Source organism: Serratia sp. Je.1.23.a (assembly GCF_051129805.1).
In the GTDB taxonomy this organism is placed as follows: domain Bacteria; phylum Pseudomonadota; class Gammaproteobacteria; order Enterobacterales; family Enterobacteriaceae; genus Serratia; species Serratia liquefaciens.
This window is the reverse complement of the sequence record NZ_JBCPSR010000002.1, coordinates 733,953-757,861: the sequence shown is the minus strand read 5'-3', so window position 1 is coordinate 757,861 and position 23,909 is coordinate 733,953. Positions and strand designations below refer to the sequence as shown.

The following is a 23,909-nucleotide window of genomic DNA, read 5'->3' as shown; positions in this document are numbered from 1 at the left end:
AATAACATGGCCGGTATTCAGTTAAACAATGTGAAGAAGGTATACCCCAACGGTTTCAATGCGCTGCACGGGGTCGATCTGGACATTAAAGACGGCGAGTTTATGGTCTTCGTCGGGCCGTCCGGCTGCGCCAAATCTACCCTGCTGCGCATAATCGCCGGGCTGGAGAGCGTCAGCGAAGGCCAGATCCTGATCCACGATCGCTGCGTCAACGACACCATGCCAAAAGATCGCGGCATCGCCATGGTGTTCCAGAACTATGCGCTTTACCCGCACATGACGGTCTACAAGAACATGGCGTTCGGCCTGATCGGCAAGGAAAGCAAAGCCGAAATTGACCGTCGGGTGCGTGATGCCGCCGAAAAGCTGGAGATCACCAACCTGCTGCAGCGCAAACCGGGTCAGCTGTCCGGCGGACAGTGCCAGCGCGTGGCGGTCGGCCGCGCCATCGTGCGCAAACCCAAGGTGTTTCTGTTCGACGAGCCGCTTTCCAATCTGGACGCCAAGCTGCGCGTCTCAATGCGCGTCCAACTGATCGAACTTCATAACCAACTGAAACAGGAAGGCGCCGCCGCCACCATGGTGTACGTCACCCACGATCAGGTGGAGGCGATGACCATGGGCGACCGCATCTGCGTGATGAACCGTGGCGCCATTATGCAGGTGGATAAACCCATTAACCTGTACCACCAGCCCGCTAACCGCTTCGTCGCCGAGTTTATCGGCAGCCCGTCGATGAACCTGCACGACATGGCGGTGACTCGTAGCGCACAGGGCATTGGGCTGCGCATCGGCAATGAATATCCGCTCGAACTGCCGCCGGCGCTGCAACAACAGCTGGAAAGTTATCCGCACCCGCGTGTGTGTCTGGGCATCCGTCCGGAGTCTCTTCGGCTGTGTGCGCCCGGCAGCAGCAACTGCTTCCCGGCGAAGATTGTCACCATCGAACGCATGGGCAACGAAGAGCTGCTGCACTGCGAACTGGCTGAACTGCGCTTTGTGCTGCGTATGGCGTCGCAACCAGACTGGGAGCCACGTCTGGGAGAACAGATCCATCTGGCTTTCGATCTGACCCGTGCGCACCTGTTTGATGAAATCAGCGGCCAAAACCTCAAATAACAAGATCGGAGAACGAGCAATGTCGTCAGCTAAACAAAATGGTTTTGCCGGTCGTCCGGTTCAGGTTCTGGTGATTGGCGCCGGGGCACGCGGTGAAATTTACTCGCGCTACGCGTTGGCGCATCCGGATTTAATGCAGGTAGTTGCGGTAGCCGAACCGCGTGATATTTATCGGCAGCAGTTCGTCGAACAGCACGGTATTTCGGCGGATAAGGTGTTCACCGACTGGCAACAGGCCGCCGACGCCGGAAAACTGGCCGACGCGGTGCTGATCTGCACCCAGGACACCCTGCACCTGGAACCGGCGCTGGCCTTTGCCAAGCAGGGTTATGCCATGCTGTTGGAAAAACCGCTTTCGCCGGTAGCCAGCGAGTGTCGCACCATCGTTGAAGAGGTGGTACGTCAGAAGCTGATTTTCTCGGTCGGCCACGTACTGCGCTACACACGCTACACCCAAAAACTCAAGCAACTGCTGCGCGATAACGTGATTGGCGACATCGTCAGCCTGCAGCATCTGGAACCGGTAGGCTACTGGCATCAGGCACACTCCTTTGTTCGCGGCAACTGGCGCAACGACAATGAAGCCGCCTTTATGCTGCTGCAGAAGTCCTGTCACGACATTGACTGGATCCGTTACATCATGGAACTGCCCTGCGAACAGATCAGTTCGTTCGGCGGTTTACGCCATTTTCGCCAGGAGAACCAGCCTGCCGGTGCGGCTGACAACTGCCTTGACTGCGCCGTGGAAGCCAGCTGTCCTTACTCCGCCAAGCGTATTTACCTTGGCGACGATCACAAGGCCACGCCGGGCTTCCTGCGCGTATTAACGCCCGAGGTCAGCCAATCACACCTGCAGGCGGCGCTGCGCGACGGTCAGTATGGCCGCTGCGTCTACCGCTGCGACAATAACGTGGTCGATCACCAGGTGGTCAATATGCAGTTTGCCGGTGGCCGCACAGCCTCCTTCACCATGACCGCCTTTACCCGACTGGAAGATCGCAAAACCCGTATTTTCGGCAGCCACGGTTGCCTCGAGGGCGACGGTCGCTATATCCGTATCACTTCGTTCGTTGACGACACTGAAAAAGTGTACGACGTCGAAGAAGCCGACGATCTGCATGCCATGTCCGGCCACGGCGGCGGCGACTACTACCTGATGCAGCATTTCATTGACGCGATCCGCACTAACGATCCATCGCAGGTGCTGTCCGGACCGGCGGAAACGCTGGAAAGCCATTTGATGGTCTTCGCTGCGGAACGCGCGCGCCGCGAATCTGCGGTAATTACCCTGAGTGGAGCCTGAAACGTGGAAATATCACAGATGCGTTACGGTTTCGACATCGGCGGCACCAAGATTGAAATGGCGGCCTACGATCGCCAATTGCGGCAGGTGCTGTGCCAACGGGTGAGCACGCCTACCGGCGATTACCGCGCATTTTTGTCCTGTATCCAGCAATTGGTCGATCATGCCGATCGCGAACTGCACACCCAGGGCAGCATCGGCATCGGCTTGCCGGGCGTGACCGACCCCCGCAGCCGTAAGCAGTTGGCGGTTAACGTCCCCTGCCTCACCGGGCACTGCCTGGCGGACGATTTGGCCCATGAACTGGCGCGGCCGGTTGAAATTGAAAACGACTGTCGCTGCTTCGCCCTTTCCGAGGCCAGCACGCCGCAAACTGAGCATCTGGCGCTGGTCTTCGGCGCCATTATCGGGACCGGTGCCGGTGGCGGGCTGGTGATGAACAAGCAATTGCACAAGGGCCGTAACGGGCTGGCCGGTGAATGGGGCCATACGCCGATCTCTGCTCAGTTGGCGCAGCGTTACGATTTACCGTTGTTTACCTGCAACTGCGGCCTGACCAGTTGTTTTGAACGCTACGTTTCCGGCAGCGGTCTGCTGGCGCTAAGCCGTCATTTCGGCCACCGCGCCGACAGCGTACCGGCGCTGATCGCCCATTACCGGCATGGAGATCCGCTGGCACAGCGGCTGATAGCGATGTACGTCGATATTCTGGCCAGCGCCCTGGCAGGGCTGCAATTGTTGCTGGACGTTGACGCCTTCGTGCTCGGCGGCGGACTGTCGAACGTCGGGGAGCTGTACGCCCTGCTACCGCCGGCCATGAGCGCCTGGCTGTTGCCGGGCACCGAACCGGCGACAGTCTATCCGCCAGTGCACGGTGACAGCAGCGGCGTACGAGGGGCGGCATTATTACGCCAAAGCTGGCAATAAAAAACAGTGAAACGCCAGACGGGAATAAATGAATGTCGTGGCTTTCATCCTGCTTTCGACAAATTACCTCAGGCGGTGAGTTGCCGCCTGATAAATAACGAATTACCGCTTTTCACTTTATTTTTCGGCCGCTTTCGGTTGATCACCAATCGAAAGCAAAAACGAATATAACCAGTTGATACATATAGATTTTTATAAATTTATCGGTTGCATTTCATTGTTTCGTTTGCTGTAATTTGCCACGAACAACTGAAAGCACTCCTGTCAGATTAGCTGCGACGCATTGCGCCGCGGCGGGGTATGACTACAGCTAAATCGGGAGTCACGCGTTAATGATAAATACCGTAAAACGACGGGAATTAATTATCGACCAGCTTTGTCGCGAAGGCTCGGTGCGCGTCGAGCAACTCAGCGCCCAGTTTTCTGTTTCCAGCGTCACCATCCGCAGCGATTTGCGCCAGCTGGAAAAAAGCGGCTGTGCGGTGCGCGCTTACGGCGGCGCAATGCTCAATAAACAGTTTGCCTTCGACCGCCCGCTGCAAGACAAGGGCCGCATCAATCGCGACGTGAAATACGCTATTGCCTGCGCCGCGGCGGAATTGGTTAACGACGGCGATGCCATCATTCTCGACTCCGGCTCCACCACCAGCCAGATGGCGCAGCAACTGGTCGGCAAGAAAGACCTGGTGGTGATGACCAATGCGCTAAACATCGCGTTCGAACTGGCCAACAACGAACAGGTTGATCTGATGGTGGTGGGCGGCAGCGTACGGCGCAAATCCTGGTCACTGTATGGCCCGGCGGCGGAGCAGCATATGCGACAATTTCGTTTCGACAAGCTGTTTCTCGGCGTCGACGGTTTTGACCTGCTCAGCGGCATCACCACGCCAGATCCTGGTGAAGCGCAGCTCAACCGCGCGATGTGCGATGTAGCGCGCGAAGTGATCGCCGTTGCAGACGCCAGCAAATTCGGTCGCACCAGCTTTTGCATGATCCGTGAAATTGGCCAAATCCAGCGTTTGGTCACCGACAGCCGCATCCCGGAAAACTACCTGCATGCGCTGAACCATTTAGGTGTCGACGTGATTATCGCCGACCGTTAACCGAGGCTTTTCAAGGAGTTTTCAACATGAACGGTTATTTTGCTTACGATGCGGGCTGGCTGGAACAACGGCATGCGCTGCATACCGCACGTGAGATCTGGCAACAGCCTGATTTATGGGACGCCCTGCACCGACAGCTGCAGGAGCAACAAGCCTTGTGGCAACCTTTTCTGGCACCGCTGTTGGCCAATCCTCGCCTGCAGATTGTGCTGTGCGGTGCGGGCAGCTCGGCCTTCGCCGGCCGCGCGTTAGCACCCTGGCTGCGTGAAAAAACCGGTCGTGACGTGGTGGCCTATGGCACCACCGATATCGTCGCCAACCCACACCAATATCTGGATCTGACGCGCCCAACGCTGCTGGTTTCTTTTGCCCGTTCCGGCAACAGCCCGGAAAGTGTCGCGACCGTCGAACTGGCCGACCAACTGCTGCCGGAAAGTTATCACCTGATGCTGGTTTGTAACCCGGACAGCCAATTGGCGCACTATGCCCATCAGCGCGAGAACGTCTGTTCGTTAGTGATGCCGCAAGGCTCCAACGATCAAAGCTTCGCCATGACTTCCAGTTTCAGCTGCATGATGCTGTCCGCCGCGCTGTTGCTCGGGCCGCACTCCCTTACCGAGGCCCAACGGCCACTCGAGACGATGGTGGCGCGCTGCCGCGAACTGCGTGAAACGCTGCAACCGCAGGTAAAAGCGTTCGCAGCCAGCGGTTTTCGACGCTACATCACGCTGGGCGGCAGTTGTTTCACCGGGTTGGCGGAAGAGGCTTCGTTGAAGATGCTGGAACTGACCGCCGGGCAGATTGTCACCCGCTACGACTCTCCGCTTGGCCTGCGCCATGGGCCCAAATTTATGGTCGATGACCAAACGCTGGTGCTGCTGATGTTCTCCAGCGGTGACTACGCCCGCCAATACGATCGCGATTTGTGGAACGAACTGCATCGCGATGGTCTGGCGATGCAGATGGTCGGCTTGACCGGCAGTGCGCAGCCGGTATCGGACATGATGCTGAACCTGCACCACGCCGAAGACGACGTCTGGCTGCTGTTCCCTTACCTGTTATTCACCCAAATGCTGGCCTTTGAAAGCTCGCTGGCGCTTGGCATGACGCCGGACAACCCATGCCCGACCGGTGAGGTTAACCGGGTGGTTAAAGGCGTCACCATTTACCGTTATCCGTCTTCTGTGGCGTAAGGAATCTCTATGTACCTGATATCCAACCGGGAAATGCTGCAAAAAGCACAACGCCAGGGTTATGCCGTGCCGGCGTTCAACGTCCATAATCTGGAAACCGTGCAGGTGGTGGCGGAGACCGCCGCCGAATTGCGCTCACCGGTGATCATGGCCGGCACGCCCGGCACCTTCAGCTATGCCGGCACCGACTATTTGATCGGTATCTGCCAGGCGGCCGCACGCCGTTACGATCTGCCGTTGGCGCTGCATCTGGACCATCACGAAGAGATGGACGATATCGAATACAAGGTCAAAAGCGGCATTCGTTCGGTGATGATCGATGGCTCACATCTGCCGTTCGAACAGAACATCGCCAAAGTGGCTGAGGCCGTCGCATTGTGCCACCGCTACGGCGCCAGCGTTGAGGCAGAGTTGGGCCGCCTCGGGGGCCAGGAGGATGACCTGATTGTCGACTCCACCGACAGCTTCCTCACCGATCCGGCCGCCGCGCGCGAGTTTGTCACCGCTACTGGCATCGATTCGCTGGCGGTAGCCATCGGATCGGCTCACGGGCTGTACCACGGCGAACCCAAGCTGGACTTCGACCGCCTGGCGCTAATCCGCGAGCAGGTCGACATTCCTCTGGTACTGCACGGCGCATCCGGTATTCCAGAAGCCATGGTGAAACGCGCCATTTCTCTAGGGGTGTGCAAGGTCAACGTCGCCACTGAGCTAAAAATCGCTTTTGCCGACGCGGTGAAAAGCTATTTTTCACAACATCCCGATGCCAACGATCCGCGTAAATACATCGTGCCCGGCAAGCTGGCGATGAAAGAAGTGGTGGCAGAGAAAATCCGTATCTGCGGCAGCAGCGGCATGCTGTAACTCAGCATAAATCACCACGCTTGGCCGTAGTTTCAGTTTCAACTGCGGCCACTCCCCAGTTTTTAACGTGATGCGCTTCACAGTAAAACCGCCACACTCCCTCGTCATTCATTAAGCCGACTTCACTATGATCTAAATCATGGTTTTGCCAGCCCCCCCTCCCTATTATCAAATTCATCAAGAATAAACATTAAGAATAGTATATAAACCATTCTACAAGGAGGGCGCGACTAATTCGATTTTTGGCGATCATCAACTTGCCTGATTGATTTTTGTTTAATTGGACTGTTTTATTTTCCTGTTTCATTTTTAAAAAGGAATTAATAATGAACCATTCACTCATGGCATTGATGCTATTGGCCCTGCTACCCGCAACCCTGCAGGCGGCTCAACGAACCAGCCACCACGTGGCTTCCGGTACTATACGCTTTATCGGCGAGATCACCTCACCGGCCTGTACTATCCAACATAGAAATGAAGAAATCATTTCTCGCTGTTCAGGTTTGGTATCGGCTCAGGGTCAACGCCCTATCACTACCTCATTGAACAATATGCCACCAGAATTAGTTTCCAACGTGACCACCGAGATAATCAATAATAACGACCGGTTGAAAAATATCACCATCAGCTATAAATAATGGAGGCATTTTATTGTTAACCCTGCTTGGGGTGATAAACATTATTGATATATTATAAATTTATTTTATAAATAAGCCTATTTGAACCCCACTCATTTTTCAGTCGTCAGTATGGGCAACCTGAGGTTGCCCATCTTCATGTCCGGAATCCGCCATCGTCCCGCCTGGTTTCGTGCAATAATCTGCCCATCAAACGAGAGGAGTGATCATAATGCAGACTTTTTTTATTGATCGTATGGCGACGCCGGTGGGTGAACTGGTGTTGATTGCCGATGAGCAGGACCGCTTGCGCGCTATCGATTGGACGGAACACGAAACCCGCCTGATGAAGCTGCTGAATACCCATTACCGAGCCGATCGTTTTCAACTGGTGGACAAAGCTAACCCCGGTGGTCTTACCGATGCCATGCAGCGCTATTTTTCCGGTGAACTGGATGTGATCAACGATCTGCCGGTCATGACGGCCGGCACTGAGTTCCAGCGCAGTGTCTGGCAGCAACTGCGCCAGATCCCGTGCGGCGAGATCATCACCTACGGTGAACTGGCTAAGCGTATTGGACGCCCAACGGCGTCCCGTGCGGTGGGGATGGCCAACGGCTCCAATCCCATCAGCATCGTAGTGCCCTGCCATCGGGTGATTGGCTCACAGGGCGCATTGACCGGCTATGCCGGTGGCGTTCAGCGTAAACAGTGGCTGTTGAAACACGAAGGCTACCTGCAAAACGATCTGCTTTAATTCAACCCACCGGAATAGCGCAGCTCACTATGGGCTATTCCGGTGGCTTATTAATGAGGAACGTAGTCCGGCGATAAAGTTGATGCAGGCTGTACATCCTCAGAGGTGTAACCGTAACAATGTGTATAAAAATTGATCTCAACCCGCAAAAAGGCGCTCAAAAGGCAGGGTTAAATGCTGCTTACTGAAAAATACGCTGCGCTACCCCTCATTTCTTGCGGATAGGGAGAACCAACCGCGTCGACCGTCCCTTGGCGTAACTAGCAAATAAATCGAAATATTTCAGCCAGCTACAGAACAATCGGCTGCAAGCCTGCTTAATATTCGCACAGAATGCCCCCGTTCTTATTAATGCTACCCTTATCACCTGCCGGAAAAGATGTTAAAATTGACGCATATCAATTATTGAATGAGCGTAATCTATGATCCCGGAAAAACGCGTGATTCGTCGTATCCAGTCTGGTGGTTGTGCGATCCATTGTCAGGATTGCAGTATCAGCCAGCTGTGTATTCCTTTTACTCTTAATGCGCACGAGTTGGACCAGCTCGACAACATTATCGAAAGGAAAAAGCCTATCCAGAAGGGCCAGACCCTGTTCAAGGCCGGCGATGAACTGAAATCGCTGTACGCTATCCGCTCCGGGACCATCAAGAGTTACACCATTACCGAACAGGGTGACGAGCAAATCACCGGCTTCCATCTGGCGGGCGATCTGGTCGGTTTTGATGCTATCGGCGGTCTGAAGCACCCAAGCTTTGCTCAGGCGTTGGAAACCTCGATGGTATGCGAAATCCCATTCGAAACGCTGGATGACCTTTCCGGTAAAATGCCTAATCTGCGCCAACAGATCATGCGTCTGATGAGCGGCGAGATTAAAGGTGACCAGGACATGATCCTGCTGTTGTCGAAGAAAAATGCCGAAGAGCGTCTGGCGGCATTCGTCTACAACCTGTCGCGCCGCTTTGCGGAGCGGGGTTTCTCACCGCGCGAGTTCCGCCTGACCATGACCCGCGGCGATATCGGCAACTACCTCGGCCTGACGGTTGAAACCATCAGTCGCCTGCTGGGCCGCTTCCAGAAAAGCGAAATTCTCAGCGTTAAAGGCAAATACATCACCATCGAAAACGTCGATGCCCTGTCTGTGCTGGCCGGCACGCCACGCATTAACGTCACCGTAAACGCCTGATCCCTATGCTGGGTTAATCATTCGACAGAATTATTGACCCAGCACACCTCTGCCGCTGTTCTGTTTTTCAATGTTGGGTTACTCTGTAAATTGACAGACTGTTGATTTTCAGCTGTAAGGAGGCCCTATGGCGAAGTATCAGAATCTTCTGGTGGCTATTGACCCCAATCAGGACGACCAGCCGGCGCTGCGCCGGGCGGTATACCTGATAAAACGCAATGGCGGGCGCATTAAGGCCTTCCTGCCTATTTATGACTTCTCTTACGAGATGACGACCCTGCTCTCGCCGGACGAAAGAACGGCAATGCGGCAAGGCGTTATCAGTCAACGCGCCGCTTGGATCACCGAGCAATGTCGTTTTTATCTTGACGAAGGCGTGCCCATTGAAATCAAAGTGGTCTGGCATAACCGCCCTTATGAGGCGATTATTCAGGAAGTGATCGCCGGTAAGCACGATCTGCTGCTAAAAATGGCGCACCAACACGACCGTCTTGAATCCGTCATTTTCACCCCAACCGATTGGCATCTGTTACGCAAATGCCCGTGCCCGGTGTGGATGGTCAAAGATCAGCCCTGGCCTGAAGGCAGTAAAGCGGTGGTTGCGGTCAACCTGGCCAGTGAAGAACCCTATCACGATCCCTTGAACATCAAACTGGTGCAGGAGACCGTTGAGTTGGCGCATAACGTCAACCAAACGGAAGTGCATCTGGTCGGCGCTTACCCCGTCACCCCCATCAATATCGCCATCGAGCTGCCTGATTTTGACCCCAGCGTATATAACGATGCCATCCGCGGACAGCATCTGATTGCCATGAAGGCGTTAAGACAGAAATTCGGCATTAACGAAGAGTTCACCCACGTCGAAAAAGGCCTGCCGGAAGAGGTAATCCCCGATCTGGCCGAGCACCTGCAAGCGGGCGTCGTGGTATTGGGTACCTTGGGCCGTACCGGCATCTCGGCGGCGTTTATCGGCAATACCGCCGAACATGTGATCGACCATCTGAAATGTGACCTGCTGGTGATCAAGCCAGAAAACTTCAACTGTCCGATCGAAGTTGACGAAGATGATGAGCACGATGACGAAGACTGATATTTGACGCATAAAAAAACGGGCCCAAGGGCCCGTTTTTATTTGCCTGCGCGTTACGCCTGTAGCGCTCGCAGAATCGCTTCCACACTCTCTTTGGCGTCACCAAACAGCATCTGGGTGTTCTCTTTGAAGAACAGCGGGTTCTGGACGCCGGCGTAACCGGTGTTCATCGAACGCTTGAAGGCGATCACATTCTGCGCCTTCCACACTTCCAGTACCGGCATGCCGGCGATCGGGCTACGCGGATCTTCCAGCGCGGCCGGGTTCACCGTATCGTTAGCGCCAATCACCAGCACGGTGTCGGTATCAGGGAAATCTTCGTTGATTTCATCCATTTCCAACACCACGTCGTAAGGCACCTTGGCTTCAGCCAGCAGTACGTTCATGTGGCCAGGCAAACGCCCGGCAACCGGGTGAATACCGAAACGTACTTTGATGCCACGCGCGCGCAGTTTCTCGGTGATTTCCGCCACCGGATACTGCGCCTGAGCGACCGCCATGCCATAGCCTGGGGTGATGATCACCGAAGTGGAGTTCTTCAACTGCTCGGCAACTTCTTCCGCGGTCGTTTCGCGATACTCACCCATTTCTTCCGCATTACCGGTCGAAGAACCGTCGGTACCGAAGCCGCCGGCGATTACGCTGATAAACGAACGGTTCATCGCCTTACACATAATGTAAGACAAGATGGCACCCGAAGAGCCTACCAATGCCCCGGTCACGATCAGCAGATCGTTACTCAGCATGAAGCCCGCCGCTGCCGCTGCCCAGCCCGAATAGGAGTTGAGCATCGACACCACCACCGGCATATCTGCACCGCCGATGGAAGCCACCAGATGCCAGCCAAACGCCAACGCGATAGCAGTCATCAGCACCAATGCCACTGCCTGCCAGCCCACGCTATCGGCACGAACAAACACCACCAGCAGCAGGAAGGAGACGACCAGGGCCGCCAGATTCATTTTGTGGCGATTTGGCAGCGCCAAAGGTTTGGACGAGATGATACCGCGCAGTTTACCAAAGGCGACAATCGAACCTGTAAAGGTCACCGCACCGATAAAGATACCGAGGAACACTTCGGTCAGATGGATGTTTTCCATCACCGGCTCCATCGGTGCACCGTGATCCAGATAGCTGTTTAAGCCCACCAGTACCGCCGCCAGACCGACAAAGCTGTGCAGTACCGCCACCAGCTCTGGCATTTCGGTCATTTCGACCTTCTTCGCCAGATAGACCCCAATAGAACCGCCGATAATCATCGCGATGATGATCCAGCCCACGTTGCCGGAATCCGGCCCGAGAATGGTGGCGATCAGCGCAATCGCCATCCCTGCGATACCAAATAGATTGCCCCGCTTGGACGTTTCATGGCGCGATAAACCCGCCAGGCTGCAGATAAACAAAATAGCGGCAACAATGTATGCAGCTGTAACTAATCCTCCAGACATGTGCTACCCCTTAGTTCTTGCGGAACATCTTCAGCATGCGCTGAGTGACGGTGAATCCACCAAAAATGTTGATGCTGGCGATCAGCACGGCGATGAAGGAGAGGAAACTCACCCAACCGCCGTGGCCAATCTGCAATAACGCACCGACCACGATAATCCCTGAGATCGCATTGGTGACCGACATCAACGGGGTATGCAATGCATGGCTGACGTTCCACACCACGTAGTAACCCACCACGCAGGCCAGCGCAAACACGGTAAAGTGAGACAGGAACTCTTTCGGCGCGGCGTCGGCCAACCAGCCAAACAGAATAATCGCCAACGCCATCAGGCCATATTTCAGCCAAGGTGATACCGGTTTTGCCTCCGGCTTGGCGACCGGGGCCGCCGCCTGCACCTGTTTCGGCTGGGCAGAAACCTGGATTGGCGGTGCCGGCCAGGTGACTTCGCCACTGCGCACCACGGTCACGCCGCGGATCACGGTGTCTTCGAAGTCGACGTCAATTTCGCCATTTTTTTCTTTCGACAGCAGCTTCAGCAGGTTAACCAGGTTGGTACCGTAAAGCTGCGAGGATTGAGTCGGCAAACGGCTTGGCAGATCGGTATAGCCAATGATTTTCACGCCGTTATCGGTAACGGTCACGCGGTCGGCCACGGTTAGCTCGCAGTTACCCCCGTTTTGTGCGGCCAGATCGACGATCACGCTGCCCGGTTTCATCGAAGCCACCATTTCTTTGGTAATCAGCTTCGGTGCCGGTTTGCCCGGGATCAGCGCCGTGGTGACGATAATGTCAACCTCCGCCGCCTGAGCAGCGAACAGCGCCATCTCTGCTTTGATAAAGGCTTCAGACATCACTTTGGCGTAGCCGTCGCCGCTGCCCGCTTCTTCCTCGAAATCCAACTCGAGGAATTCCGCGCCCATGCTCTGCACCTGCTCTTTGACTTCAGGGCGAGTGTCGAAGGCGCGAACAATGGCTCCCAGGCTGCCGGCAGCACCGATGGCCGCCAACCCGGCGACGCCGGCACCGATGATCATCACCTTGGCCGGTGGAACCTTGCCCGCAGCGGTGATCTGACCGGTAAAGAAGCGGCCAAACTCATGCGCGGCTTCAACAATTGCCCGGTAGCCGGCGATATTCGCCATAGAACTCAGCGCGTCCATAGACTGTGCGCGTGAGATGCGCGGCACCGAGTCCATTGCCATCGCGGTGACGTTGCGTTCGGCCAGCTTCGCAATCAGTTCAGGGTTTTGCGCCGGCCAGATAAAGCTGACCAGGGTGCTGCCCTCACGCATTAACGCGATCTCGTCCTCAAGCGGCGCGTTAACTTTCAAAATCAGATCCGACTGCCAGACATCGGCAGTGTCGGCGATCTCAGCCCCAGCGGCTTGATACGCGCCATCGTCAAAACTTGCCAGTTTACCCGCCCCGCTTTCAATCGCGACGGTAAAGCCCAGCTTCAGCAGTTGTTCCACCGTTTTCGGCGTTGCTGCGACCCGGGCTTCATTGGCCAACCGTTCTCTTGGTACACCAATACGCATAATGTTCCCTTCTCACCTGTCTTTGATGATGTTTATTATCGTCCTGCCCATAGCGATGGCGCCGGCTGACAGGCCTTTGCTTACGCTTGTCGGCATCGAATTAAGGCACCATCTATAACCTACTGAAAATATGATCGATGATCCATAATTGCTTACGCATTCAGGTCTGTTTTTACATAAAAACCCAGCTAACGACATGACAAATCGCAATTTAAAGTTAAAAAGCCCGTTGGAATGGCGCTTTAGCGGCCAGATTGCGATAGCACCCGGTGCGCGGATATCTGGCGCGACGCGGCTGGCACGCATAAAAGTTATAAAATTGTGAATAATTAACACTTATGACATCAAAGGCTTTATTATTGAAACTTATGGTGATGCTGCGCAGAATGACGGACATCATTCTTCCGGGAATTTGTCTCATGAGATGACATAAAATGCTGAGACACTGCTCGAGATTACATGTAATAATCGGCGGCTGAATTACACCTAAACAGTTCAGCACGTTATAAACGTTAATGCGCTAGGCGAAAGGATTTTTTATGAAGCTGAAGAACACGATCATCGCGTCAGCCTTGTTATCACTCACTGCGCTGTCCGCTCATGCGGCGCAAGAGTTAACTCCTGAAAAAGCAGCGGCGCTGAAGCCGTTTGATCGCATCACGATTACCGGCCGCTTTAATGCCATCAATGAAGCTGCTGATGCCATTTCCCGCCGTGCAGACAAGCTGGGTGCAGACGCCTTCTACATCCAGGACAGCAACAACAGCAACAATGGCGGCAACTGGCGCGTTACCGCCGATCTTTACCACAAAGATGCGCCGGAAGTGAGCAAAGAACCGAAATACCGCGTGATTAACGGCGTTACCGAGCTGCCGAAAGAACAAGCCTTCCTGCTGGAGCCTTACGATACCGTAAGCGTCAGCGGTTTCTACCGCAGCCAGCCGGACATCAACGATGCCATCACCAAAGAAGCGAAAAAGAAAGGCGCAGCCTCCTTCTTTATCGTACGTCAGGTTGATGCCAACCAGGGCGGCAACCAGTTCATTACCGCCTACATCTATAAAGCCGATGCACCTAAACGTACCGTTCAGAACCCGGATGCCATCCCGGCCGACTCTGAAGCCGGTAAGGCCGCTCTGGCTGCCGGTGGCGCTGCTGCTGCCAATGTGGAAATCCCTGGCGTAGCCTCTTCAGGCTCACCAAGCCGTGACGTAGGTCGTTTCTTCGAAACCCAGTCTTCAACCGGTAAGCGTTATACTGTCACGTTGCCTAACGGCACCAAGATTCAAGAAGTAAACAACGTGACCGCCGCACAGATGGTGCCGTTTGACTCAGTGACCTTTACCGGCCACTTCAACAGCATGACCGACGTTTCTACCGAAGTGGCGAAACGCGCGGCTGAGAAAGGCGCCAAGTACTATCACGTAACCCGTCAGTGGCAGAACAAGAGCGGCGGCAACCTGACCGTCAGCGCTGATCTGTTCAAATAAGTTTCACTTTGCGGTTTACCATCGGGCAGCCATTGAGCTGCCCGTTTTTTTCCCCGCCTGTCGCCCGCCAGTTGAATAATTTTTTGCAAAAATCGCATATTCAATCATTGCATCCGCAGAGATCCATCCGTAGAATTTGCGCGAATTTTTAGGGCTATTGTCTATTTGTTCAGTAATTGCCATTACGTTGTTACTGCCGAGCAGTTCCCTCCCAGTTGTTTATTCTGTGTTCAGGATCCGTCATTGGAAAAGAAACTAGGTCTTACCGCGTTAACCGCATTGGTGCTCAGCTCAATGCTGGGCGCTGGGGTTTTCAGCCTGCCGCAAAACATGGCGCAAGTCGCCAGTCCGGCCGCCCTGCTATTGGGTTGGGCGATTACCGGCGTCGGCATCCTGTTTCTGGCTTTTGCCATGCTGTTGCTCACCCGCCTGAGGCCCGATCTGGACGGCGGTATTTTCACCTATGCGAAAGAAGGCTTCGGCGAACTGGTGGGTTTCTGCTCCGCCTGGGGGTATTGGCTGTGCGCCGTTATCGCCAATGTTTCTTACCTGGTGATCGTGTTTGCCGCGCTAAGTTTGTTCACCGATCGCGGCGGCGAGGTCATTTTAGGTGACGGCAATACCTGGCAGGCGCTGCTGGCTGAGTCGCTGCTGCTGTGGATTGTGCATGCGCTGGTACTGCGCGGCGTGCAAACTGCGGCCAGCATTAATTTGGTCGCCACCCTGGCCAAACTGTTGCCGCTAGGGATGTTTGCCGTCTTGGCGGCGGTTGCCTTCAAAATGGACGTATTCACGCTGGACTTCCACGGCGTCGCGCTTGGCAAACCGGTGTGGGAACAGGTTAAAAATACCATGCTGATCACCCTGTGGGTGTTTATCGGTGTGGAAGGCGCAGTGGTGGTTTCGGCCCGTGCACGCCATAAAAAAGATGTGGGCCGCGCCACTATGCTGGCCGTGGTTTCCGCACTGGCGGTTTATCTACTGGTAACGCTGCTCTCCTTGGGCGTGGTACCGCGCAGCGAATTGGCGGAGATGCGCAATCCGTCAATGGCAGTGTTGATGGTCGATCTTATTGGGCCATGGGGTGATGTGATTATCGCCGCCGGACTGATCGTCTCGGTCTGCGGCGCTTACCTGAGCTGGACGATCATGGCTGCCGAAGTGCCGCTGCTGGCGGCGCAACACGGCGCGTTTCCCAAAATATTCAGCAAGCAGAACAAGAACCACGCGCCTTCGGCTTCGCTGTGGCTGACCAACCTCGCGGTACAGTTCGCTCTGGTGCTGATCTGGCTGACCGGCAGCAACTACAACTCGCTGCTGACTATCGCTTCGGAAATGATCCTGGTGCCCTATTTCCTGGTCGGCGCCTTCCTGTTTAAGGTGGCGATCCGTCGTCAGGACAAGCGGCTGATGTTTGCCGCGACGGGCGCTTGCCTGTATGGCATTTGGCTGCTCTATGCGTCAGGCTTGATGCATCTGCTGATGTCGGTGCTGCTGTATGCGCCAGGGCTGTTGGTGTTTATCTATGCAAGGCGCGGACATGGTGATGTCAAATTGCTGAATCAGCTGGAGAAAGGCAGTATTTTTCTGTTGCTGGTGGCCACGGTACCGGCCGGCTGGTTTATGTTGCAGTAGTGAAAAACGACCGGGTGGAAACACCCGGTCAGTTAGATTGGGACAGGCCCAGGCTGATGCTCATGCGTTCACCCACCTGAGAGATAATCACTCCCTCAACGCACTCTTGTTGGATGGCTGCCAACTGCTGCTTATCGAGCGCATACGGTAGTTTAATGTCGAACACTGCCAGCCCCTGCTGCTGCGCCAGATCGATCAGACGCACAATGTTGGTTTCGTCGCTGACCTGGGTGGAAACCACCTGCAGCGCCAACGCCTTCAACTGCTCTTTCCGCGTTTGTGATGCGGAAGCCTGCGATTTCAATACCATGCCAAAAAACGGCATCACACCATAGATTGCATCTACAAAGCGCCAGTGCTTCTTGCACGATGCGGACAGAAAATCCATGTAATCAAAACAGATTTTCTCACTGCGGGCGACGGGTGCAAGGTGACTACTGTTCATCCCTTCCTCTCATTGCCAGTGTATTACATCCTGAAATGGATAATCGATGCGAAGCTTTAACGAATTTCCGCCGTATAATGGCATAATTCCCCTATTGTTTGCCAGTCTGTCCAGGAGCTTTAATCAATGGAACTTCACAACTCTGCGCCGGTCCTGATCACCGGCGGCGCACGTCGGATTGGGCTGGCCCTGGCCAGGTCATTCTTACAGCGCGATATCCCGGTGATCATTGCCTATCGCAGCACTTATCCGGCGCTGAGCGAGCTAAAAAGACTGGGCACTACCTGTATTCAAGGGGATTTTTCCACCCATGAGGGCATTTACAGTTTTGCCGAACAGGTGCGCCAAACAGCCCCAAAACTGCGCGCGGTGATCCACAACGCCAGCGCCTGGCAAGCCGAATCCCCAGAGGTGCCGCCAGAGCAGGTGATGGCGGCGATGCTGCAAATTCACGTTTATACCCCCTACTTGCTGAATCAGCTGCTGGAACCCTGCCTGCTGGGCCAGGGTCAAGCCGGGGCTGATATCATTCACCTGACAGATTATGTGGTGGAAAAAGGCAGCGACAAACACATTGCCTATGCCGCCAGTAAAGCCGCCCTGGACAATATGACCCGCTCGTTTGCCCGCAAGCTGGCACCGGAGGTCAAGGTCAACGCCATCGCGCCTGCGCTGATTATCTTTAACCCGGGCGACGACGAACATTATCGTCAGCAGGCGTTGGCAAAATCGCTGATGAAAATCGCCCCCGGCGAAAGTGAAGTGGTCAACCTGGTGAACTACTTGATGGACAGTCGTTACGTCACCGGCCGAACCCATGGCGTGGATGGCGGAAGACCCCTGCGTTAGCGCATGATCTGCATGGCTTATCGCGGTGCCCCGCGCTATGCTGAATTTCGTTATTCTGATAAAACCGCTGAATATGCATAAAATTGTTTTTGTTGAAGACGATCCGGAAGTCGGCAAACTGATTGCCGCCTATCTGGGCAAGCACGATATTGAGGTTCTGATCGAGCCGCGTGGCGACAGCGCACAGGCTCGCATCGAGCTGGAGCAACCTGATCTGGTGCTGCTCGACATTATGTTGCCCGGTAAGGACGGTATGACTTTATGCCGCGATTTGCGTCCGACCTTCGCAGGCCCGATCGTGCTGCTGACCTCGCTGGACAGCGACATGAACCATATCCTTTCGCTGGAAATGGGTGCCAACGATTACATCCTGAAAACCACGCCCCCGGCGGTGTTGTTGGCGCGGCTACGCCTGCATCTGCGCCAGCACGGACATCAGCCAAAGGAAGAGTTGACTCAACCAATCACCCAGCACAACGCCTTGCACTTTGGCTTGTTGTGCATCGACCCGGTCAACCGCCAGGTCACGTTGGGCGAAGAGATCATCACCCTTTCCACCTCGGATTTCGATCTGCTGTGGGAGCTGGCCACCCATGCCGGTCAAATCATGGATCGCGAAGCCCTACTGCAAAACCTGCGCGGCGTGAGCTATGACGGCCTGGACCGCAGTATCGACGTCGCGATTTCCCGCCTGCGCCGCAAGTTGTACGACAACGCACTGGAGCCTTTTCGCGTCAAAACCGTGCGCAATAAAGGTTACCTGTTCGCCCCGAACGCCTGGGAGTTCGTGCAGCAATGAGAAAGCTCTTTGTGCAGTTTTTCCTGCTGCTTTTCGTTTGCTTCCTGGTGATGGCGATGCTGGTTGGCCTGGTGTACAAAGTCACCGCTGAACGCGCCGGCCGCCAGTCGATGGACGACCTGATGAAAAGTTCGCTGTACCTGATGCGCAGCGAACTGCGGGAAATCCCGCTGAAAGACTGGAACAAGACCATCGCCACGCTGGATTTGAACCTGTCGTTCAAGCTGCACATTGAACCGCTGGGTAAACAGGATCTGAGTGAAGACCTGAAAAAGCGCCTGCGCCTTGGCGAAATTATCGCGCTCGACGATCAATACACCTTTATGCAGCGTATTCCCCGTAGCCACTATGTGTTGGTGGTGGGTCCGATCCCTTATCTGTTCTATCTGCATCAAATGCGGCTGCTGGATTTGGCGCTGCTGGTGTTTATCGGCATGTCGCTGGCGCTGCCGGTGTTTCTGTGGATGCGCCCGCACTGGCAGGATTTGTTGAAGTTGGAAAATGCGGCCCAGCGCCTGGGGGCCGGGCACCTGGATGAACGTACCCATTTCGATCCTACCTCCAGTCTGAACCGGCTTGGGGTGGCCTTTAACCAGATGGCGGATAACGTCAATACGCTGATCGCCAGCAAGAAACAGCTCATCGACGGCATCGCCCACGAGCTGCGTACGCCACTGGTACGGCTGCGTTATCGGCTGGCGATGAGCGATAATCTGTCCGATAGCGAGCAACAGGCATTGAATCGCGATATCGGCCAGTTGGAGTCACTTATCGATGAACTGCTTACCTACGCGCGGTTGGATCGTCCCCAGGTGGCGCTCAATATAGAGCCGCTCGACTTGCCCAAATGGTTGGAAGACAAGGCGGATGACCTGCGGCTTATCCATCCGGAACGAGAAATTCAACTGGATATCCCCCACGTCGGCGATTTTGGCGGCGTTGATTTGCGTCTGATGGAGCGGGTGCTGGATAACCTGGTAAACAACGCATTGCGTTACTCCGAACAGCGCCTGCGAATCGGCCTGTGGTTTGACGGCGACAATGCCTGCTTACAGGTAGAAGACGATGGCCCCGGCATTCCGCCGGAAGAGCGTGAACGGGTATTCGAACCCTTTGTCCGCCTCGATCCGAGCCGCGATCGTGCCACCGGCGGTTGCGGCCTGGGCCTGGCCATTGTGCATTCGATTGCCGTGGCCTATCAGGGCCAGGTTTATGTAGACGCCAGTTCGCTCGGCGGTGCCAGCTTCCGTTTCTGTTGGCCAATCAAGCCCACTTTCGATTTAAAAGCAGACCCGGTGTAACCCTGTTCACGCGCAGCATGACTACGCGAAAGAGTGATCCGGATTAAAATAATATGGAGCTAAACGATGACATCTGCACATACCCCATCCTCATACGACGAGCTGCGCGCCCTGTTCACCCGCCTGTCGCGCTTCGGCCACCTTTCCGCTATTGCCGGTTGGGACATGCAAACCATGATGCCACCGGGCGGCAGCAAAGCACGTTCGGAAGCGCTGGCTGAACTGAGCGTACTGCAACACCAAATTTTGACCGCAGAAAAAACCGGCCGCCTGTTTGAACGTGCACAGCAGGAAACCCTGGATGACATTGATCGCGCCAACCTGCTGGAAATGCGTCGCCAATATGACAATGCGGTGCTGGTACCGGAGTCGCTGGTCGAAGCCAAGTCGCTGGCCGGCGCGCGTTGTGAACATGCCTGGCGCGCTCAGCGTCCAGCCAACGACTGGGAAGGTTTCGCGGAGAACCTGCGTGAAGTGGTCAAGCTTAGCCGACAGGAAGCGCAGATCCGTGCCGAAGCAGCAGGCACCAGCCGCTATGATGCTCTACTGAATCTGTATGAACCGGGCATGCGCAGCAGCGATATCGACCGCATTTTTGGCGATCTGAAAACCTGGTTGCCTGACCTGCTGCAGAAAGTGGTGACCAAACAGGCTCAGGAACCTTGCCTGATCCCACAGGGGCCGTTCAATGTGGAGACCCAGCGTCAACTGAGTTTGAGCGTAATGAAACTGCTCGGTTTTAACTTTGATGGCGGCCGCGTGGACGTCAGTGCACACCCATTCTGCGGTGGCGTACCTGAAGACGTGCGCATCACCACTCGCTATAACGATAAAGAATTCCTGACGGCACTGCTCGGTATCGTGCATGAAACCGGCCATGCCCGTTACGAGCAAAACCTGCCGCGTGACTGGCTGGGCCAACCTGTAGCTCAGGCGCGCTCAACGGCCATCCACGAATCGCAAAGCCTGCTGTTTGAAATGCAGTTGGCGCGCGGCAGCGACTTTCTGAAGATCCTGCGCCCGTTGGTGACCCAGCAATTTGGCGAGCAGCCGGCGCTGGAAGAAGCTAACTTTATCCGTCTGAATCAGCGTGTAAAACCCGGCCTGATCCGTGTAGATGCTGACGAAGTGAGCTACCCGGCGCACGTAATCTTGCGTTATGAGATCGAGAAAGCCCTGGTTGAAGGCGAGATCGAGGTGGAGGACATTCCGGCACTGTGGAATGAGAAAATGAAGGGTTATCTCGGCCTGGATACCGTCGGCAACTACCGTAATGGCTGCATGCAGGACATTCACTGGACTGACGGTGCCTTCGGTTACTTCCCGACTTACACTCTGGGCGCCATGTATGCCGCGCAGCTGTTCCACAGCGCACGTGAAGCAATGCCATCGTTGAGCAGCGACATTGCCGAAGGCAACCTGAATCCGCTGTTCCACTGGCTGAAACAGAATATCTGGCGCCACGGCAGCCGCTTCCCTACCGATACGCTGATCGCTAACGCGACCGGCGAAGCGCTTAACCCGGCCTATTTCCGCAAGCATTTGGAAAACCGCTACCTGTAATCCTGTCCCCAGGCACAATGTCCCGTGCCTGGGCATTTTCCCCTGCTTTGCCAGCATGATTCCATAGCGCACTTCCCCCTCCTACGACACCTTGGCCGCAGAGAGTGGGTCGGTAACTCTCCATATGTATGTTGTAACTAAAATGGCAAAATTCAGTGCCTATTGGGCATCCGCTCTAACCACGGTTGTCGCTCGCCGGCGCTTTCATCTCCCTTTTCTGTGGGTTCGTACATTAGGTTACACGCCGAAACCAATCACTCACGGAAAGCATTCTGGCGTTTGCCTACTATCTTTACACCGGCCCCGCAGTGGGCTCGATACATGATGAGTCATTTGAGGAATCTACAATGAAAAAAGTATTAGCTCTGGTTGTTGCCGCTGCAATGGGTCTGTCTTCTGTTGCCTTCGCTGCTGACGCTGCCACCACCACGGCAACCCCTGCTGCGACAGCGACTACCACCAGCGCAGCTCCGGCTAAAACCACTCACGTGAAGAAACATCACGCGAAGAAAGCGCCAGTACAAAAAGCGCAGGCGGCTAAAAAGCACCACAAAGCTACTGCCAAAAAAGCGCCGGCTCAGAAAGCCCAGGCCGCCAAGAAACACCACAAAAAAGCCAGCCACAAAAAAGCCACCAGCACGCCAGCGGCATAATCGCAATCTGAAGTGAGGCTCCCCTCACCAGTCCAGGCTTGAGTTGTCCAACACCCGGTTCGCCGGGTGTTTTTTCATCGGGGGTTCTCATCATGCTGCGTCGCTACCTATTTGAAATCATTTTGGCCAGCCTGATCCTTTGCGGGCTCATTGCCGCCTTTTTTTATCTGTAGCCGCTCAGCCCCTCGGGATAAGAAATTATTGAAAAATCAATCACTGCCCATCCACACTGCGACTAAATCAGTCTATAGTTACCATTCAGTGTGTTTATGGATGACCCGTCATTTCCAGGCAAGAAACCTATGCGCATAACCGTTTTGCTGTTGCTGTGCTCATTCCCGCTCGCACTTTCCCTCTCAGCAAGGGCCGATAGCCCTTCCGATGCATCGATCGCTGAGCAAACACGCCTGTTTTTTGGCAAAGATGAACGCATCAAGGTCACCGAAACCGACGGCTGGCCGTGGCAGGCGATTGGTCAGGTAGAAACCGCCAGCGGTAATTTGTGCACCGCCACGCTGATCTCTCCTCATCTGGCACTCACCGCCGGTCACTGCGTGCTGGCACCGCCGGGCCAATTGGACAAGGCGATCGCACTGCGCTTTGTGGCCGGCAACAAGAGTTGGCAATACCAGACCGACAATATCGAGACGCTGGTTGACCGCAAGCTGGGCAAAAAGCTCAAGGCCGACGGCGACGGCTGGATCGTACCGCCCGCAGCCGCGGCGTATGACTTTGCCCTGATCCGCCTGAAGGATAAAAAGCCGCTGCCGATTAAGCCGTTGCCGCTGTGGCAAGGCGACAGCAAGGCTCTGACTCAGGCGCTGAAACAGGCCAAACGCCTGATTACCCAGGCCGGGTATCCGGGAGATCACCTCGACGATCTCTACAGTCACCAAAACTGTAAAGTGACGGGTTGGGCGCAACAAGGCGTACTGTCGCATCAATGCGATACCCTGCCCGGCGACAGCGGCTCGCCGTTATTGCTGAAAACCACCGCTGGCTGGAAGCTCATCGCCATTCAAAGCTCCGCACCGGCAGCCAAAGATCGTTACCGTGCCGATAACCGCGCACTGGCGGTGACCGGTATCCGCGATGCGCTGGACGCACTGGCCGCGGGGAAATAAGCGTTATAAGCTGGCGTGGGCTTCTGCGCCGGTTTCCCTTGAGACGTTTCCCGCCATAAAGCCCTTGGGCGTGGTGCCGGTGAACTGCCGGAAGAACGCGATAAAAGCGCTGTCGCTGGAAAAGCCCAAATGCTGTGCCACGGTGCTGACCCTGGGGATTTCCGCCAGCAGTTCAATCGCCCGCATCAACCGCCATTGTTGGCTCCACTGCTGATAGCTCAACCCGCTCTCGCGCTGAAAAATGCGCGTCAGCGTTTTGGCATGCAAATTCAATTCCTGTGCCAGTACGCTCAACCCCGGCAGTTCATCCCGCTTGTCGAGGTTCCCCAGCCAGCGAGCCAAACGAGCATCCCTGGGCAGTATCAGTCCGGTGCTCTCTAGCCGTGCCGCATTCAGTTCGTTGATCAGCACCTGCACCAGATCGCGCGCCGCCAGGCATTCGATCGCCTGATTAAACGGCCAATAAGCGATACGTTCAATCACCGCTGCCAGCAAGGGATTGACCGCCAATACCGCGCACTCTTGCAGCCTGGCAGGCGCCAATTCAGGCTCCAGATAGATTGAGCGATAGGCCACCTGGCCGTGCAGCTGTACCCGATGCCGGATCTCACCGGGGATCCACAAACAGCGCGTTGGCGGTAAAATCAGCCAACGATCGCTGAGCGTCACCGTCATGCATCCACGGGACGAATAGAGCAACTGAGCACGCCGATGACAGTGCTCTTTAGAGTCATGATTGGCTAGCTCGGCGGCAATCCCCAGCACCGGTGCAGGCCAGCTATCCGGTTCGAAGGCATCCCGTTGGGCAATCAAGGCCATTAATTGTCCTTTTCTCGTTATTTTTTGTCCTGATGATTGTAATTGAACATTTTGGCTTTCCCTATACTGGCGCGATTATTCAT

At 55.3% G+C, this 23,909-nt stretch carries 23 protein-coding genes; 18 read left to right on the top strand and 5 right to left on the bottom strand.

The window, feature by feature from the left end; all coding sequences use genetic code 11:
• Positions 1-6 precede the first annotated feature (6 nt).
• The 10 genes from AAZT04_RS11350 to uspE all read left to right on the top strand — a co-directional run bounded on the left by AAZT04_RS11350 (position 7) and on the right by uspE (position 10,160).
• On the top strand, positions 7-1,119 hold the full coding sequence (locus AAZT04_RS11350) for an ABC transporter ATP-binding protein (protein ID WP_434680074.1): 1,113 nt from the start codon (positions 7-9) through the stop codon (positions 1,117-1,119).
• Between the two features lie 19 nt (positions 1,120-1,138).
• Entirely contained in the window at positions 1,139-2,422 is a 1,284-nt protein-coding gene (locus AAZT04_RS11345) for a Gfo/Idh/MocA family protein (protein ID WP_046373444.1), read from the top strand.
• 18 nt (positions 2,423-2,440) lie between these two features.
• Entirely contained in the window at positions 2,441-3,349 is a 909-nt protein-coding gene (locus AAZT04_RS11340) for an ROK family protein (protein WP_262259171.1), read from the top strand.
• A gap of 332 nt (positions 3,350-3,681) precedes the next feature.
• Positions 3,682-4,452 carry a transcriptional repressor AgaR gene (agaR, locus tag AAZT04_RS11335; protein ID WP_046373443.1) on the top strand — a complete coding sequence of 257 codons (771 nt, stop codon included), beginning with the start codon at positions 3,682-3,684 and terminating at the stop codon, positions 4,450-4,452.
• Positions 4,453-4,478: 26 nt separating this feature from the next.
• Entirely contained in the window at positions 4,479-5,645 is a 1,167-nt protein-coding gene (locus AAZT04_RS11330; protein ID WP_048758748.1) for an SIS domain-containing protein, read from the top strand.
• 9 nt (positions 5,646-5,654) lie between these two features.
• Positions 5,655-6,509 (top strand): tagatose bisphosphate family class II aldolase, encoded by an 855-nt coding sequence (locus AAZT04_RS11325; protein WP_262258924.1) that lies wholly within the window; start codon positions 5,655-5,657, stop codon positions 6,507-6,509.
• 326 nt (positions 6,510-6,835) lie between these two features.
• Positions 6,836-7,147, top strand: a complete 312-nt coding sequence (locus tag AAZT04_RS11320; protein ID WP_020827049.1) for a hypothetical protein — start codon at positions 6,836-6,838, stop codon at positions 7,145-7,147.
• 211 nt (positions 7,148-7,358) lie between these two features.
• Positions 7,359-7,883 (top strand): methylated-DNA--[protein]-cysteine S-methyltransferase, encoded by a 525-nt coding sequence (ogt, locus tag AAZT04_RS11315; protein WP_046373441.1) that lies wholly within the window; start codon positions 7,359-7,361, stop codon positions 7,881-7,883.
• Positions 7,884-8,305: 422 nt separating this feature from the next.
• Positions 8,306-9,070 carry an FNR family transcription factor gene (locus tag AAZT04_RS11310; protein ID WP_012145310.1) on the top strand — a complete coding sequence of 255 codons (765 nt, stop codon included), beginning with the start codon at positions 8,306-8,308 and terminating at the stop codon, positions 9,068-9,070.
• Positions 9,071-9,197: 127 nt separating this feature from the next.
• On the top strand, positions 9,198-10,160 hold the full coding sequence (gene uspE / locus AAZT04_RS11305; RefSeq protein WP_020827051.1) for a universal stress protein UspE: 963 nt from the start codon (positions 9,198-9,200) through the stop codon (positions 10,158-10,160).
• 53 nt (positions 10,161-10,213) lie between these two features.
• Here uspE and pntB read toward each other — a convergent pair whose 3' ends face one another.
• On the bottom strand, positions 10,214-11,608 hold the full coding sequence (gene pntB, locus AAZT04_RS11300; protein WP_041414583.1) for a Re/Si-specific NAD(P)(+) transhydrogenase subunit beta: 1,395 nt from the start codon (positions 11,606-11,608) through the stop codon (positions 10,214-10,216).
• 10 nt (positions 11,609-11,618) lie between these two features.
• Complete coding sequence (pntA, locus tag AAZT04_RS11295) at positions 11,619-13,148, bottom strand: Re/Si-specific NAD(P)(+) transhydrogenase subunit alpha (RefSeq protein WP_048758743.1); 1,530 nt, start codon at positions 13,146-13,148, stop codon at positions 11,619-11,621.
• Positions 13,149-13,687: 539 nt separating this feature from the next.
• Between pntA and ydgH the strand changes: the two genes are divergently transcribed.
• Positions 13,688-14,638: a DUF1471 family protein YdgH gene (gene ydgH, locus AAZT04_RS11290; RefSeq protein WP_048758739.1), complete on the top strand. Its 951-nt coding sequence runs from the start codon at positions 13,688-13,690 to the stop codon at positions 14,636-14,638.
• 15 nt (positions 14,639-14,653) lie between these two features.
• Here ydgH and AAZT04_RS11285 read toward each other — a convergent pair whose 3' ends face one another.
• A complete protein-coding gene (locus AAZT04_RS11285; RefSeq protein WP_165367012.1) occupies positions 14,654-14,821 on the bottom strand; it encodes a hypothetical protein in 168 nt (55 codons plus the stop codon).
• Positions 14,822-14,881: 60 nt separating this feature from the next.
• Between AAZT04_RS11285 and AAZT04_RS11280 the strand changes: the two genes are divergently transcribed.
• Positions 14,882-16,273, top strand: coding sequence for an amino acid permease (locus tag AAZT04_RS11280; protein WP_128865203.1), 1,392 nt, complete (start codon positions 14,882-14,884; stop codon positions 16,271-16,273).
• Between the two features lie 28 nt (positions 16,274-16,301).
• Here AAZT04_RS11280 and AAZT04_RS11275 read toward each other — a convergent pair whose 3' ends face one another.
• Complete coding sequence (locus AAZT04_RS11275) at positions 16,302-16,718, bottom strand: hypothetical protein (RefSeq protein ID WP_020827058.1); 417 nt, start codon at positions 16,716-16,718, stop codon at positions 16,302-16,304.
• A gap of 126 nt (positions 16,719-16,844) precedes the next feature.
• Between AAZT04_RS11275 and folM the strand changes: the two genes are divergently transcribed.
• The 6 genes from folM (at position 16,845) to AAZT04_RS11245 (ending at position 23,007) form a co-directional block, all read left to right on the top strand.
• A complete protein-coding gene (gene folM, locus AAZT04_RS11270; protein ID WP_129982787.1) occupies positions 16,845-17,567 on the top strand; it encodes a dihydromonapterin reductase in 723 nt (240 codons plus the stop codon).
• 73 nt (positions 17,568-17,640) lie between these two features.
• The gene (rstA, locus tag AAZT04_RS11265; protein WP_172958991.1) at positions 17,641-18,366 is read left to right on the top strand and encodes a two-component system response regulator RstA; all 726 of its coding nucleotides are present in this window, start codon (positions 17,641-17,643) and stop codon (positions 18,364-18,366) included.
• A complete protein-coding gene (gene rstB / locus AAZT04_RS11260; RefSeq protein WP_020827061.1) occupies positions 18,363-19,667 on the top strand; it encodes a two-component system sensor histidine kinase RstB in 1,305 nt (434 codons plus the stop codon). Before rstA ends, rstB begins: the two co-directional genes overlap by 4 nt.
• A 66-nt stretch (positions 19,668-19,733) precedes the next feature.
• Entirely contained in the window at positions 19,734-21,230 is a 1,497-nt protein-coding gene (locus AAZT04_RS11255) for a carboxypeptidase M32 (RefSeq protein WP_048758738.1), read from the top strand.
• Between the two features lie 347 nt (positions 21,231-21,577).
• The gene (gene asr / locus AAZT04_RS11250; RefSeq protein ID WP_129982786.1) at positions 21,578-21,883 is read left to right on the top strand and encodes an acid resistance repetitive basic protein Asr; all 306 of its coding nucleotides are present in this window, start codon (positions 21,578-21,580) and stop codon (positions 21,881-21,883) included.
• Between the two features lie 302 nt (positions 21,884-22,185).
• Entirely contained in the window at positions 22,186-23,007 is an 822-nt protein-coding gene (locus AAZT04_RS11245; protein ID WP_129982785.1) for a trypsin-like serine peptidase, read from the top strand.
• Positions 23,008-23,010: 3 nt separating this feature from the next.
• Here the strand turns inward: AAZT04_RS11245 and AAZT04_RS11240 are convergent, their stop codons facing one another.
• Positions 23,011-23,826 (bottom strand): AraC family transcriptional regulator, encoded by an 816-nt coding sequence (locus AAZT04_RS11240; RefSeq protein ID WP_434680064.1) that lies wholly within the window; start codon positions 23,824-23,826, stop codon positions 23,011-23,013.
• Positions 23,827-23,909 lie beyond the last annotated feature (83 nt).

Bases quoted from the DNA above. Each gene is read 5' to 3' on its own strand.
- pntB (WP_041414583.1), bottom strand. From the start codon at position 11,608: ATGTCTGGAGGATTAGTTACAGCTGCATACATTGTTGCCGCTATTTTG.
- AAZT04_RS11275 (WP_020827058.1), bottom strand. From the start codon at position 16,718: ATGAACAGTAGTCACCTTGCACCCGTCGCCCGCAGTGAGAAAATCTGT.
- AAZT04_RS11350 (WP_434680074.1), top strand. From the start codon at position 7: ATGGCCGGTATTCAGTTAAACAATGTGAAGAAGGTATACCCCAACGGT.
- ogt (WP_046373441.1), top strand. From the start codon at position 7,359: ATGCAGACTTTTTTTATTGATCGTATGGCGACGCCGGTGGGTGAACTG.
- rstA (WP_172958991.1), top strand. From the start codon at position 17,641: ATGCATAAAATTGTTTTTGTTGAAGACGATCCGGAAGTCGGCAAACTG.
- AAZT04_RS11330 (WP_048758748.1), top strand. From the start codon at position 4,479: ATGAACGGTTATTTTGCTTACGATGCGGGCTGGCTGGAACAACGGCAT.
- AAZT04_RS11255 (WP_048758738.1), top strand. From the start codon at position 19,734: ATGACATCTGCACATACCCCATCCTCATACGACGAGCTGCGCGCCCTG.
- pntA (WP_048758743.1), bottom strand. From the start codon at position 13,148: ATGCGTATTGGTGTACCAAGAGAACGGTTGGCCAATGAAGCCCGGGTC.
- AAZT04_RS11340 (WP_262259171.1), top strand. From the start codon at position 2,441: ATGCGTTACGGTTTCGACATCGGCGGCACCAAGATTGAAATGGCGGCC.
- asr (WP_129982786.1), top strand. From the start codon at position 21,578: ATGAAAAAAGTATTAGCTCTGGTTGTTGCCGCTGCAATGGGTCTGTCT.
- AAZT04_RS11320 (WP_020827049.1), top strand. From the start codon at position 6,836: ATGAACCATTCACTCATGGCATTGATGCTATTGGCCCTGCTACCCGCA.
- uspE (WP_020827051.1), top strand. From the start codon at position 9,198: ATGGCGAAGTATCAGAATCTTCTGGTGGCTATTGACCCCAATCAGGAC.
- AAZT04_RS11345 (WP_046373444.1), top strand. From the start codon at position 1,139: ATGTCGTCAGCTAAACAAAATGGTTTTGCCGGTCGTCCGGTTCAGGTT.
- agaR (WP_046373443.1), top strand. From the start codon at position 3,682: ATGATAAATACCGTAAAACGACGGGAATTAATTATCGACCAGCTTTGT.
- AAZT04_RS11325 (WP_262258924.1), top strand. From the start codon at position 5,655: ATGTACCTGATATCCAACCGGGAAATGCTGCAAAAAGCACAACGCCAG.
- AAZT04_RS11245 (WP_129982785.1), top strand. From the start codon at position 22,186: ATGCGCATAACCGTTTTGCTGTTGCTGTGCTCATTCCCGCTCGCACTT.
- AAZT04_RS11240 (WP_434680064.1), bottom strand. From the start codon at position 23,826: ATGGCCTTGATTGCCCAACGGGATGCCTTCGAACCGGATAGCTGGCCT.
- AAZT04_RS11310 (WP_012145310.1), top strand. From the start codon at position 8,306: ATGATCCCGGAAAAACGCGTGATTCGTCGTATCCAGTCTGGTGGTTGT.
- rstB (WP_020827061.1), top strand. From the start codon at position 18,363: ATGAGAAAGCTCTTTGTGCAGTTTTTCCTGCTGCTTTTCGTTTGCTTC.
- folM (WP_129982787.1), top strand. From the start codon at position 16,845: ATGGAACTTCACAACTCTGCGCCGGTCCTGATCACCGGCGGCGCACGT.
- AAZT04_RS11285 (WP_165367012.1), bottom strand. From the start codon at position 14,821: ATGGCAATTACTGAACAAATAGACAATAGCCCTAAAAATTCGCGCAAA.
- ydgH (WP_048758739.1), top strand. From the start codon at position 13,688: ATGAAGCTGAAGAACACGATCATCGCGTCAGCCTTGTTATCACTCACT.